This is a genomic window from Acinetobacter sp. GXMZU3951, assembly GCF_054457875.1.
Genome location: NZ_JBTLFO010000002.1, coordinates 475,287 through 487,394, shown reverse-complemented (window position 1 = coordinate 487,394; position 12,108 = coordinate 475,287). Strand labels below are relative to the sequence as shown.

Here is a 12,108-nt window from a genome sequence, read left to right as displayed (position 1 = left end):
GAATAACATGACGTCCTATCAAAGTATTTCCCCTGCTCAAGCGGCTCAACTTGCTCCCGCACATATTATTCAATCGGATGCTGAAGCCTTAGAAATTGCACAGGCCTTAGCGGAGCAGTTTAAACAAAAAGCGATTGTGCGTGATGCTGAACGGATTTTACCATTTGAGGAAATAGACGCCTATAGCCAGTCGGGATTGTGGGCCATTACAGTGCCTAAACAATATGGCGGAGCTGAAGTTTCTAGTTATACCGTAGCGCGAATTATTGCACTCATGAGTGGTATAGATGGTTCCATCGGTCAGATTCCGCAAAACCATTTCTATGCCTTAGAAGTTCTGCGCAACACGGGAACTGAGCAACAAAAGCAAAAGCTTTATCGTGAAGTATTGCAAGGTGCGCGCTTTGGTAATGCCCTTGCCGAATTTAAAACCAAGAATGCCACACAAAAGCAGACCGCGATTTCACCCACTACTGATGGTTTTATCGTGAATGGTGAAAAATTCTATTGCACAGGCAGTTTGTTTGCGCACCGCATTCCAACCTTGGTAAAGGATGAACAGAATCGAGAGTTTCTGGCATTTATTCCACGTGACAGTATCGGTTTAGAACTGATTGATGACTGGTCGGGATTTGGACAGCGCACCACCGGTAGCGGAACAGTCAAATTCAATCAGGTCTTTGTCGCTACGGAAGATGTGATTCCTTTTGATCAAGCCTTTTCACAGCCCACGCTGGTCGGGCCCTTTGCCCAGATTATGCATGCTGCCATCGAAACAGGCATCGCCCGTGCAGCTTTTGAAGAAACATTGCTGCGAGTCCGTCAGGCCCGTCCTTGGATTGATTCAGGCGTTTCTACGGCAAACCAAGACCCATTAACGCTATTGGAACTGGGGCGCATCGTGGCGGATGTACGTGCCAGCGAAGTGCTATTAAAACAAGCTGCACGTTCTATTGATGCCGCCAAACCACAACCCACCGAAGACAACATTACTCAAGCGTCTTTAGATGTTGCTAAAGTTCGGGCGCATAGCACTGAAACAGCACTGAAAGCTTCTTCAAAACTGATTGAGCTTGCAGGCAGTCGAGGAAGCCAGTGTGCAGATGGTTTAGACCGATTCTGGCGTAACGCTCGGGTGCATACCCTGCATGATGCGGCACGCTGGAAGTATTACTTCATTGCCAATTACACCCTCAACGGCATTCGCCCTCCACGTCGGGGGACCTTGTAATGACACAACACACGCCAAAAAAGATTATTTTAAATGCCTTTGATATGAACTCGGTTGGACATATTAATCATGGCTTATGGACACATCCACGTGATCAATCGCATCGTTTTAATGAACTCAGTTATTGGACTGAATTGGCACAAACACTGGAGCAAGGCTTATTTGATGGTTTGTTTATTGCCGACATCACCGGTGTGTATGATGTCTATCAAAACGGCATTGAGTTAACCCTAAAAGAATCCATTCAACTCCCCAGCCATGACCCGAGCACTTTGGTCTCTGCGATGGCGGCGGCCACGCAACATTTGGGATTTGGCGTCACAGTCAATTTAAGCTATGAAAACCCATATCAGTTTGCCCGACGTTTTGCCAGCTTAGACCATCTAACACAAGGTCGTATCGGCTGGAATATTGTGACGGGTTATTTAGATAGCGCGGAACGTTTAATTGGTCATCAAGGTTTAAAAGAACACGACCAGCGTTATGCTCAAGCCGAAGAGTTTCTTGAACTTTGCTATAAATTCTGGGAAGGCTCTTGGGAAAATGACGCGGTACTGAAAGATAAAGCACAGCGTATTTTTACCGAACCAAGTAAAGTACACGCCATTCAACATCAAGGACAGTTTTATCAAAGTCAGGGGGTGTTCCAAGTTTCACCCTCGCCACAGCGCACACCGGTTTTATTTCAAGCGGGTGCTTCTCCACGTGGTTTAAACTTTGCCACGCAACATGCCGAAGCGCTGTTTATCGGTGGTGATCGTCCTGAAAAAATCAAACAGCAAGTAGAAAAAATTCGGGCGCTCACCGTGGCTCAGGGCCGTCCAGCCGATGCCGTTAAAATCTTGGTCGGCATTACTGTGGTTACAGCAGAAACTGATGCGCTAGCGCAGGAAAAATTGGCTGAATATATCCGTTATGCCAGTCCTGAAGCGGGTTTAGCACATTACTCTAGTTCTGTCGGAATCGATTTATCCAAATTTGCTGATGATGAAGCCATTCCCTATCAAAAAACCAATAGCATTGCCTCGGTCAATCAAAAATTTAAAGAACAAAGCATTACCCGGAATGACCTCAAAGCGCAGCATGTCCTAGGTGGCCGTTATCCCCTCATTATTGGAAGCGGCGCTGCTGTGGCAGAACAATTGATTCAGTGGCTGGATGAAACGGGTATTGATGGTTTTAATCTGACCCGCACGGTTGCCCCTGAATCACATCAAGACTTTATCCGCTATGTCATTCCTGAATTACAGCAACGCGGACGCTATAAAACAAGCTATAGCACAGGCAGCTTAAGACGGAAATTGTTCCAACAAGGGGATCATCTGGCAGCCAACCACCCTGTGCAACAGTTCCGATGTTTAAGTTCAAATACAACTCAAGACCTTAAGACACATTCAGAAAAACAGACCGCATAAGCGCGGCTCAATTTTATAAATACGAGAGATAACATGGCTTTAACTGCAAAAAATAAATTTACCTTTTTAGGGGTACTTGTTGCTGCACTGGTGATTGGGCTAGTGGCGTGGAGTTACCATAAAAAGTCCAGCAATACCGAATTGGTGATTGGTATTAGCCCACCCTTCGCCAATCCTTTAAAAGTCGCGGTGGAAGAAGCGAAACAACAAGGCATCAATGTCAAACTGGTGGAATTTTCTGACTGGAATACCCCCAACATAACCCTCAATCATGGCGATATTGATGCCAACTATTTTCAGCATCAACCCTTCTTGGACAATGCCATTAAAGAAACCCAATTCAAGTTGAAAGCATTAGATAAAGGCGTTACCACCCATGTCGGTTTATATTCTAAGAAATATCATTCACTGAATGAATTACCAGATCAAGCCCGTGTGGTCATTCCCAATGATCCAGTCAATCAAGGGCGTGCGCTGCTTTTATTACAGCAAGCCAAATTGATTGGCTTAAAAGATCCGGACAACCACTTATCCAACTTACAAGACATTGCGACCAATCCTAAACAGCTGCAATTTATTGAAGTTGAAGGTCCACAAACTGCGCGTGCTGTAGACGATGCTGACCTTGTATTCAGTTATCCGCACTATTTACGTTTGGCCAAAACCATCGACCCGAATGATGCGCTGATTTTAGATGACAATACCAATACTCGTTATTCGATTTTATTTGTGGTGCGCGATGACTACCCACAGCAACACCCAGAGAAAGCAGCACAATTAGAAAAATTTATCAAAATTTATCAGACTTCTGCCAAGGTTAAACAGACTTTGAACGAGGAAATTGGCTCCAAACTCTGGTTCCCAGGCTGGAAGTGAGATTGAGCGATGACAAATTCAGTTTTTACAAGCAAAAATCGCAAGACATGGCTGATTGCAGTGGCCGTCGTGATCCTTATTGCAGCTATCGCGGTTTTCCGCTATAGCAAAAGTCAGGCACAACAAGATGTTTTAACCATTGGCATTAGTCCGCCTTATACCGAACTCTTACAAAGTGTTGCCGATGAAGTTCAAAAGCAAGGCATTCAGGTCAAGCTGGTCGAATTCTCGGATTGGCATGCACCCAATGTCGCGGTACAAAACGGCGATATCGATGCGAACTTTTTCCAGCAAAGTGTATTTTTACGCAATGCCATACGTGAAACTCAATACGACCTGCATACTTTTGCAACAGGTACAGGTAGTCATGTTGGACTCTATTCGAAAAAATATAAATCCTTGCAAGAACTTCCAAACAAAGCGCGTGTGGTGATTCCAAATGACCCTGTGAATTCTGCACGTGCTCTGATTCTGTTACACCGTGCAGGCTTGATTCAGCTAAAAGATGTGAATAATGAGCTTTCAACGCTACAGGAAATCGTAAAAAATCCGAAACAACTGCAATTTATTGAAGTTGAAGGTCCACAAACTGCACATGCTTACAATGATGCCGATCTCATCTTTGGTTTTCCGCATTACTTAAAAATGGCGAAAGTCACTGACCCACATAGTGCGCTTTTCCTAGACCCTGTAGATAAAAAATACGCGATCTTATTTGTGACCCGTAACGACTATAACGATCACAATCAGAAACTGGCGACCTTCGTCAAAGCCTTTCAAAACTCAAAACAGGTTCATGCAATTTTAGATCGAGATTTTGGCAGCAATATGTGGTTTCAAGGTTGGAAATAAGGAGAAAGACAATGGTGAGTTTTGGTTCTCATGTGGATTTTTCCATTCCACATATCAAAATACGTAATCTCAATAAATATTATGCAGTTCAAGATCAGCAGGTTCATGCCCTCAAGAATATTAATTTAGATATTCCCAAAGGCAAGATTTTCGGCATTATTGGTAAAAGTGGTGCAGGGAAATCATCCCTGTTACGTACCCTAAATGGCTTGGAAGCAGTCAATGACGGCAGCATTCACATTCATCAGCACAACTTGGCAGAACTCAATCATGCGGAACTGATTCAACTGCGTCAGCGTATCGGTATGATCTTTCAGCATTTCAACTTAATGTCTGCCAAAACCGTGTGGGACAATGTCGCACTACCGCTCAAAATTGCCAATTACAGTGCTGCTGAAATTAAACAACGTGTCAGCGAAGTCCTACAACTCGTTGGTTTAAGCGATAAGGCACAGCACTACCCTGCTCAACTCTCTGGCGGGCAAAAACAGCGGGTTGGCATTGCCCGTGCATTGGTGCATCATCCTGAAATTTTGTTATGTGATGAAGCTACTTCGGCACTCGATCCAGAAAGTACCTCCGTGGTGTTATCGCTGCTCAAACAAATTAATCAAACTCTGGGCATTACCATTGTCTTGATTACCCATGAAATGCAAGTGATTCGCGAAATCTGTGATCAGGTGGTGGTGATTGAACATGGTGAAATTGTGGAATCAGGGCAAGTCTGGTCGGTTTTTTCGGCCCCTCAACAGCACATTACCCAAGAGCTGCTGAATTTAGAACAACTGGAATTACCCTTTCAGCTTCTTACCGAGCCGACAGCAGAATCCGACCATGTGTTCCTGCGCTTAAGCTATGCTTCACCCCTTCAGCAAGCCCCTAATCTGAACGCGATATTCTCTGAGGTGGGTCGCGCTGTATATCTCTATCAAAGCCATATTGATTCCATTCAAGCACATTTAATTGGCAAATTCGTTGTTGCAGTGCCTCAAGCCAATCTGGATCTGCGACAACTCAAACAACAATTACAAGTACATTTTGCAAACATAGAGGTACTGGGCTATGCACGAGCAACTCATTGAATTATTACTCACGGGTACCATGGATACCCTGCTTATGGTTGGTGTATCCGCGCTTTTGGCATTTTTAATTGGCTTACCGATGGCGGTGGTTTTGGTCAATACCAGTGAACATGGTATTTATCCCTCTAAGCCCATTAATCAAGCCTTAGGTTGGGTGGTCAATATCACGCGCTCAGTACCTTTCCTCATTTTAATGGTCGCACTAATTCCTCTAACACGTTTGATTGTCGGCACCAGTTATGGCGTGTGGGCAGCGGTCGTCCCGCTGAGCTTGGCTGCAACCCCTTTCTTTGCCCGTATTGCAGAAGTCAGTCTGCGAGAGGTTGATCAAGGTTTAATTGAAGCCGCTCAAGCCATTGGCTGTAACCGTAAACAAATTATCTGGCATGTATTACTGCCTGAAGCCTTACCGGGCATTGTGGCAGGTTTTACCGTCACTATCGTGACCATGATTAATTCCTCTGCGATTGCAGGCGCGATTGGCGCCGGTGGATTAGGCGATATTGCTTATCGTTATGGTTATCAACGTTTCGATATGCAAATCATGTTGGCGGTGATTGTGGTATTGGTGGTTTTAGTTATGTTGGTACAAGCCACTGGCGACGCACTAGCGCAACAACTGGACAAACGAAAAGTCTAACAATCATGCACTTGAAGCTGCCCCAAAGAAAGATGCGAGCCATGACCTGACTTTGTCATGGCTTTCATGTAAAATCAGCGCCAATTTTTAAATAATACGTTGTGAGTCATTTCATGGGTTTTAATTGCGGTATTGTCGGCTTGCCGAACGTTGGTAAATCTACCCTTTTCAATGCGTTAACTAAAGCAGCAATTGCGGCAGAAAACTTCCCGTTCTGTACCATTGAACCAAACACAGGCATTGTTCCTGTACCAGATCCACGTTTAGACAAATTAACTGCAATCGTAAAACCACAACGTGTGATTCCAACTACGATGGAATTTGTAGACATCGCAGGTTTGGTTGCTGGTGCATCTAAAGGTGAAGGCCTAGGCAACCAGTTCCTTGCCAACATTCGTGAAACGGATGCGATTGCACACGTGGTGCGTTGTTTTGAAGACGAGAACGTCATTCACGTGAATGGTAAAATTGACCCATTAGATGATATTGCTACCATCAATACGGAACTTGCACTGGCTGACTTGGAAACTGTAACTAAAGCCGTTACACGTTTAGCAAAATCAGCGAAAAGTGGCGACAAAGAAGCCATTGCAACGAAAGCTGTTTTAGACAAAATTCTGCCATTATTAGATGAAGGCAAACCAGCACGTGCTGCTACGCTAGATGATGATGAACGTAAATTGGTACGTGGTTTTGGTTTAATGACTTTAAAACCAACCATGTACATTGCCAACGTGGCTGAAGATGGTTTCGAAAACAACCCGCATTTAGAAGCAGTGCAAAAACTCGCTGCTGAAGAAAATGCGATTGTGGTGCCGCTTTGCAACCAAATCGAAGCAGAAATTTCATTACTTGAAGATGAAGACCGTGCAGAATTCCTAGAAGCTTTGGGTATGGAAGAACCAGGTCTTAACGTGGTAATTCGTGCCGGTTACGCGTTGCTTGGTTTACAAACTTACTTCACTGCGGGTGTGCAAGAAGTTCGTGCTTGGACAGTTAAAGTAGGTGCAACTGCACCACAAGCCGCGGGTGTGATTCACACTGACTTTGAAAAAGGCTTTATTCGTGCTGAATGTATTGCTTATGATGATTTCATTCAATACAACGGCGAAGCGGGTGCCAAAGAAGCGGGTAAATGGCGTCTAGAAGGTAAAACATACGTGGTACAAGACGGTGACGTTTTACACTTCCGTTTCAATGTCTAATTTCATTTAGATGTTTCAAAAAGCCAGTGAAATCACTGGCTTTTTTATACCTCGAAAATGTCCCAGCTTACTCAAAAAATGGCTCAGTTAAGTCCTTTAAAAATCAGATCAGTCCCCAAAAAATCTACTCAACTTCCCTTCTTACCTCCACTCAGAATTTTCAAATCATTCAAAAAAAAACTTCTTAAAAGCGTGCAGTTATTTTAAATTAAATATAATGATAATAATTATCATTATATTTACAGAGATCTAAACTTCCTCTAGACTTTATGTCATATAGATAAATACTGATTAAGGAATACTGTTATGGCGTACGTTCTTCCTGCATTGCCTTATGCCTATGATGCACTCGAACCACATATCGATGCCAAAACCATGGAAATTCACCATAGCAAACATCATCAAACCTATATCAATAATATTAATGCCGCGATTCAAGGCAGTGTGTGGGAAAAACTCAGTGTTGAACAATTGGTATCTCAAGTTAATGACATCCCCGCAGACCTGAAAAATAATGTCATCAACAATGCCGGTGGGCATGCCAACCATAGTCTGTTCTGGACAGTGATGAGTGCTCACGGCGGCGGAGAACCTGTAGGGGCTATCGCTCAAGCGATTAAAGCGGAATTAGGCGGCTTTAATGCCTTTCAGGAAGCTTTCACCAAAGCAGCTCTGACTCGATTTGGCAGTGGTTGGGCATGGCTAACTGTCACCCCTGATAAGAAATTATTGGTTGAAAGTACTGCCAATCAAGATTCCCCGCTGATGCATGGACACATCCCGATTCTGGCTTTAGATGTTTGGGAACATGCGTATTATTTACATTATCAAAACCGCCGCCCTGAATATATTGCTGCATTTTTTAATGTGGTGAACTGGCAAGCAGTGAATCAGCGTTATGAACAGGCGCTTGAATCACATGCTGTCAGTATTTGAAATGCCTATGTCCTCATTTCATCGCCTGCGTGTTAAATTCGGCTGGCTGATCTTGAGTGGTGGACTGTTACTCTGTCTGGAAAAACTCAGCACGTACTTTCTTTAACATAAACATGCACCAACCACCCTGTCCAATATGTTTATACACAACACATTGGACGGGTATTTATTTTAGTTTGAGGAAAGATGTCGTGGCTTGGCGTCCATGGCTGATCTTTGCTTTCTTGCCTGCTCGAGTATGCGCTGTTGTAGTCCTTGTCGAAAACCAAGCAAGAACACGGCTTCTGCCAAGACAAATAATGGGCCGATCATTAATCCCACCAAATCATCCACAAATGCCGGTTTTTTCTTTTCATAAAAATGCCCGACAAACTGGAACACCCACCCCACCACAAACAGACCGATACTCCATATCAACCATGCACTTAAATTCAATGCTGCAATCTTCAAGGCCAAAGGATACACGGCAGAAAAGATTAGGAGCATGATGCCACCAAACCAAATATCTAATTTCAAATAATAGACACAGCTCAGCACAATCAGCAGCAAGGCTAAGGTCAGTTGAAATCCTGAAATATTCAATCCTGCACGTGCAGTCAAACACAGGATGGAAAATACAATCAGCGGAATACCAATAAAATGGGTAAAAATATTTTTATGATCAAGATGATAAGCTGCATATTGGCTTAGCAACTGTTCTAATTTGCTCATTCGGGTCATCCTTGCTAAATTCATGCCTTCACTATATAAAAAACTCATTTTTCCAGTTGTCAGCTACACGACATTTGTGCCTAGAAGGATGCAACAGATGCTCCACCCCAATGATATTCAGCATCTTGCCAATAACCGCTGGTATTCAGCCCTGCCCCCCATCTTTCAAGATTTTATTTTGCAGCAGGCCCAAATTCGGCACTATGACAAAGAGCAAGCCATTTTTCATTCTGGTGAAGCATTTAATGGCATATATGCTGTTTTAGATGGTGCTGTACGCTTGGGCTATGTTGATATAGAGGGTACGGAATCAATCGCTGCGATTGTCGAGCCAATTATGTGGTTTGGGGAAATCTCGTTAATTGACCAACAGCCACGCTCACATGATGCAATTGCGGTTCAGAAAGTTCGCATCTTACATATTCCCAGTGCGGCCATATATCGCTTATTACAACAACAACCACAGTTTTGGTTTCATATTGCGCAACTCACCAGCCAAAAACTGCGCATGGCATTCTTAGAATTAATTTCCATTCAGACTCAAACCATTCGTCAAAGGTTAGCATTACGTTTAATGCTGATTCTGCAAGGCTATGGGAATCATGTGCTGATTGAAAATAACGTCATTCAACTGAGTCAGGAACAGTTGGCGCAAATGTTGACCTGTTCAAGACAGACCGTAAATCAGGAATTACAAGCTTTAGAAAAGCAAGGCATCTTAAAACTTGCCTTTAGAAAAATTGAAATTATTGATCAAGCACTGCTGCATCAACTGGCATATACAGCACAAAGCTAGCATCCAATAATTTGGGTTTGTCCTTTTTGGTGCATTACTCTTCACTTAATTGGTGCATAGAAATTCAGGTGCACTAAAACATATCAACTTAAGAATTTAGCTTGCACACATTTACGTCATCAAAACCATTGCTACATGGGGCAACTTCATGTGCAACAGCATAATGTAAAGCAAGATGTGATTTTGGCTGCATCATTCCAGCATTCACTGTAAGACTCAAGAGAAATAAAACACTAAAACCAAGAAGTGATAATTGACGCACTGTACGATAACCTTGTAGCAATAAAATGAGATATTTCACATAAATTATACTCTTTTTATCGCGATGGGATAATGCTTTGATTTTATCTTGTAATTCTTATTTCCTATTAATCATGTCGCGCATAGAAGTTGTATGGTAAGCCTTAGGCAGACCATACAACAGTTTACGTTTACTCCGTTAAGAGCCCGAGCTAAAGGCTTTTTTCTTTGGATCGGTATTGCCGAGTTCTGGATGTTCTATAGCATCTCTACACTGGGCTTTATCACGCTCGTAATCGGCTTTTTTCTGCGAAACTGTTGCCGAATTATCCATCGTTTCACGCGCCCAAACATCTAGGCTAGTCAGTGCTTTGCGGCATAAGGCATATTTGCCTTCCGTTACAGAGTCCGTCATTTTGACGTTAATGCGCCAGTCTGTACTCAGTTTACGTGCAGGTTTCCGGACATTATCTTCAATCAAATTGCGCTGCTTACGGTAAACATAAGGGTCTGCTTCATTCATAAAACGCCATGCTTCATGAGCATAACTGGTTGCATCATTGCTTAACTTTGGCGCAGCTTTAATTTCGGCTTTCTTTTCAGCATGATCTGAGGACTGACCACAGGCTTGTAATAGCAAACTGCTACACAATACTGAAACTACAAGAACAGGCGCGCTAAGTATTCGCATTTGGGCATCACCACAACAATCTATTAGGTACTATGCTAGTAAATTCAGATACAATACACAATCTTATTTGACCTATCGTTTAACTCTAACAAGGTGTGTCGTGTCACAACACAAATTAACACCCACGCATCAGGCAGGTTTTTGGCAGGGCGCCAAAGATAGCCAAGCGATTATTTTTACTTATCTTCCTGTTTCTTTTGCTTTTGGGGTGTCTGCAACCCAGTTCGGTTTTAGTGCTTGGGAAGCGTTATTTCTGTCGTGTACCATGTATGCCGGTGCCAGCCAGTTTTTAGTGGTTGCCCTGCTGGGTAGTGGAACTTCCATTTGGATGACGGCTTTAACCGTAATTGCTTTGGATATTCGACATTTACTCTATGGTCCCGCCCTGCAAAATTTAATTCAAGACCGCTTAAACCTAAAAAAAACAGCCATCTGGGCTTGGGGACTGACGGATGAAGTCTTTGCTTCAGGCATGATTAAACTGTCGCAGAGACGTCAGGAATGGTCCGAATCTTGGATGCTGGGACTGAGCTTGTTTAGCTGGTTGTCGTGGGCAGCAGGGTCATTCTTAGGTGGCCTATTTGCCGATCAAGTCAGCAATCTACCGCAATTTTTACAAGCAGCACTGGATTTCTTATTACCTGCGTTATTCCTCAGTTTCTTGCTCGCCGCCTTCGAGAAAAAGCATACTTTTGTGGTGAGTGTGACCATTTTAGTATCCGCGGTCGCCTGTTATTTCATTGATTTATCTGCGGCAATTTTTATTGGGATTTCGTCTGGAATTTTTGCAGGTTTGTTCAAACATTATGTGTTAAAGCAACCAGATGCTGAACATGCAGGAGACATTCATGAATCTTGAAATTATTCTGGTTGGTATTGTGGTCGGAATTGCCAACTTTGCCTCACGTTTTGGGCCTTTTTTTGTCATTCAAAAATTCCAGCAAGGTTCACAAAAACGCGGTGCACTCTGGTTAAAAATTGCTTTGGGATCAATCGGGATTTCAGCCATCAGTTCCATGCTGGTAGTCGCCACCCTACCGCCATTACTGGAAACACCGAATAAGAGTTTAGCAATGCTAATTGGCTTCTTGGTACTGACTGGCTTGTATTTTAAATTTAAAAGAATTGTAGCTGCGACCTTAACTGCGGCATTGGTCTATGGCTTGATTTATACCTACGTCCCCTTTCATTTTTAATTAATTTTGAACGGACAATTCATAACCAAATTGATCACTGGCGGTCTTGCACCACAGTGATCAACTTTCCATATGAAATAAACTTACTTTATGAAAGTAAAGGTTTTTTCCTTTCAATCACAGCCCTTGCCAAAGTTTAGACTTAACAAAAATTGTTCGACAATCGTAGGATTTTGTGTGAATCCGACCTGAACACAACTCTGAGTTCTGCTATGCTTAAAGCCCATTTACGCAAGG

Annotated in this window: 14 protein-coding genes; 11 read left to right on the top strand and 3 right to left on the bottom strand. The window is 43.1% G+C overall.

Translation table 11 applies throughout. The features are described from left to right. Nucleotides 1-7 precede the first annotated feature (7 nt). From ACX17N_RS05415 to ACX17N_RS05380, 8 genes are all read left to right on the top strand, one after another. Nucleotides 8-1,231 (top strand): SfnB family sulfur acquisition oxidoreductase, encoded by a 1,224-nt coding sequence (locus tag ACX17N_RS05415; RefSeq protein ID WP_458891536.1) that lies wholly within the window; start codon nt 8-10, stop codon nt 1,229-1,231. Further along, nucleotides 1,231-2,646 (top strand): LLM class flavin-dependent oxidoreductase, encoded by a 1,416-nt coding sequence (locus ACX17N_RS05410; protein WP_458891535.1) that lies wholly within the window; start codon nt 1,231-1,233, stop codon nt 2,644-2,646. Before ACX17N_RS05415 ends, ACX17N_RS05410 begins: the two co-directional genes overlap by 1 nt. Before the next feature lie 33 nt (nt 2,647-2,679). Next, a complete protein-coding gene (locus ACX17N_RS05405) occupies nt 2,680-3,522 on the top strand; it encodes a MetQ/NlpA family ABC transporter substrate-binding protein (protein ID WP_458891534.1) in 843 nt (280 codons plus the stop codon). Between the two features lie 9 nt (nt 3,523-3,531). Then, nucleotides 3,532-4,374, top strand: a complete 843-nt coding sequence (locus ACX17N_RS05400; RefSeq protein WP_458891533.1) for a MetQ/NlpA family ABC transporter substrate-binding protein — start codon at nt 3,532-3,534, stop codon at nt 4,372-4,374. Between the two features lie 11 nt (nt 4,375-4,385). After that, on the top strand, nt 4,386-5,456 hold the full coding sequence (locus tag ACX17N_RS05395) for a methionine ABC transporter ATP-binding protein (protein WP_458891532.1): 1,071 nt from the start codon (nt 4,386-4,388) through the stop codon (nt 5,454-5,456). Continuing rightward, entirely contained in the window at nt 5,437-6,096 is a 660-nt protein-coding gene (locus tag ACX17N_RS05390) for a methionine ABC transporter permease (protein WP_458891531.1), read from the top strand. Before ACX17N_RS05395 ends, ACX17N_RS05390 begins: the two co-directional genes overlap by 20 nt. A gap of 113 nt (nt 6,097-6,209) precedes the next feature. Continuing rightward, nucleotides 6,210-7,301 carry a redox-regulated ATPase YchF gene (ychF, locus tag ACX17N_RS05385; protein ID WP_458891530.1) on the top strand — a complete coding sequence of 364 codons (1,092 nt, stop codon included), beginning with the start codon at nt 6,210-6,212 and terminating at the stop codon, nt 7,299-7,301. 306 nt (nt 7,302-7,607) lie between these two features. Next, a complete protein-coding gene (locus ACX17N_RS05380; protein ID WP_458891529.1) occupies nt 7,608-8,237 on the top strand; it encodes a superoxide dismutase in 630 nt (209 codons plus the stop codon). A 171-nt stretch (nt 8,238-8,408) separates the two neighbouring features. Here the strand turns inward: ACX17N_RS05380 and ACX17N_RS05375 are convergent, their stop codons facing one another. Continuing rightward, complete coding sequence (locus ACX17N_RS05375) at nt 8,409-8,948, bottom strand: Mpo1 family 2-hydroxy fatty acid dioxygenase (RefSeq protein WP_458891528.1); 540 nt, start codon at nt 8,946-8,948, stop codon at nt 8,409-8,411. Nucleotides 8,949-9,045: 97 nt separating this feature from the next. On the opposite strand from ACX17N_RS05375, the gene ACX17N_RS05370 reads away from it, so the two are divergent. Then, entirely contained in the window at nt 9,046-9,744 is a 699-nt protein-coding gene (locus tag ACX17N_RS05370; RefSeq protein WP_458891527.1) for a Crp/Fnr family transcriptional regulator, read from the top strand. Between the two features lie 88 nt (nt 9,745-9,832). On the opposite strand, the gene ACX17N_RS05365 is transcribed toward ACX17N_RS05370, so the two are convergent. Both ACX17N_RS05365 and ACX17N_RS05360 read right to left on the bottom strand, forming a co-directional pair. Beyond that, entirely contained in the window at nt 9,833-10,045 is a 213-nt protein-coding gene (locus tag ACX17N_RS05365) for a hypothetical protein (protein ID WP_458891526.1), read from the bottom strand. A gap of 138 nt (nt 10,046-10,183) precedes the next feature. Continuing rightward, the gene (locus ACX17N_RS05360) at nt 10,184-10,675 is read right to left on the bottom strand and encodes a hypothetical protein (RefSeq protein WP_458891525.1); all 492 of its coding nucleotides are present in this window, start codon (nt 10,673-10,675) and stop codon (nt 10,184-10,186) included. Between the two features lie 100 nt (nt 10,676-10,775). On the opposite strand from ACX17N_RS05360, the gene ACX17N_RS05355 reads away from it, so the two are divergent. Beyond that, on the top strand, nt 10,776-11,534 hold the full coding sequence (locus ACX17N_RS05355) for an AzlC family ABC transporter permease (protein ID WP_458891524.1): 759 nt from the start codon (nt 10,776-10,778) through the stop codon (nt 11,532-11,534). Next, nucleotides 11,524-11,871 (top strand): L-valine transporter subunit YgaH, encoded by a 348-nt coding sequence (gene ygaH / locus ACX17N_RS05350; protein ID WP_458891523.1) that lies wholly within the window; start codon nt 11,524-11,526, stop codon nt 11,869-11,871. The genes ACX17N_RS05355 and ygaH overlap by 11 nt, the downstream gene beginning before the upstream one ends. The last annotated feature ends 237 nt before the right edge of the window (nt 11,872-12,108 follow it).

What these genes read in the sequence shown, in the direction of transcription:
- ACX17N_RS05415 (WP_458891536.1), top strand. Translation starts at nt 8, where the DNA reads ATGACGTCCTATCAAAGTATTTCCCCTGCTCAAGCGGCTCAACTTGCT.
- ACX17N_RS05410 (WP_458891535.1), top strand. Translation starts at nt 1,231, where the DNA reads ATGACACAACACACGCCAAAAAAGATTATTTTAAATGCCTTTGATATG.
- ACX17N_RS05405 (WP_458891534.1), top strand. Translation starts at nt 2,680, where the DNA reads ATGGCTTTAACTGCAAAAAATAAATTTACCTTTTTAGGGGTACTTGTT.
- ACX17N_RS05400 (WP_458891533.1), top strand. Translation starts at nt 3,532, where the DNA reads ATGACAAATTCAGTTTTTACAAGCAAAAATCGCAAGACATGGCTGATT.
- ACX17N_RS05395 (WP_458891532.1), top strand. Translation starts at nt 4,386, where the DNA reads ATGGTGAGTTTTGGTTCTCATGTGGATTTTTCCATTCCACATATCAAA.
- ACX17N_RS05390 (WP_458891531.1), top strand. Translation starts at nt 5,437, where the DNA reads ATGCACGAGCAACTCATTGAATTATTACTCACGGGTACCATGGATACC.
- ychF (WP_458891530.1), top strand. Translation starts at nt 6,210, where the DNA reads ATGGGTTTTAATTGCGGTATTGTCGGCTTGCCGAACGTTGGTAAATCT.
- ACX17N_RS05380 (WP_458891529.1), top strand. Translation starts at nt 7,608, where the DNA reads ATGGCGTACGTTCTTCCTGCATTGCCTTATGCCTATGATGCACTCGAA.
- ACX17N_RS05375 (WP_458891528.1), bottom strand. Translation starts at nt 8,948, where the DNA reads ATGAGCAAATTAGAACAGTTGCTAAGCCAATATGCAGCTTATCATCTT.
- ACX17N_RS05370 (WP_458891527.1), top strand. Translation starts at nt 9,046, where the DNA reads ATGCTCCACCCCAATGATATTCAGCATCTTGCCAATAACCGCTGGTAT.
- ACX17N_RS05360 (WP_458891525.1), bottom strand. Translation starts at nt 10,675, where the DNA reads ATGCGAATACTTAGCGCGCCTGTTCTTGTAGTTTCAGTATTGTGTAGC.
- ygaH (WP_458891523.1), top strand. Translation starts at nt 11,524, where the DNA reads ATGAATCTTGAAATTATTCTGGTTGGTATTGTGGTCGGAATTGCCAAC.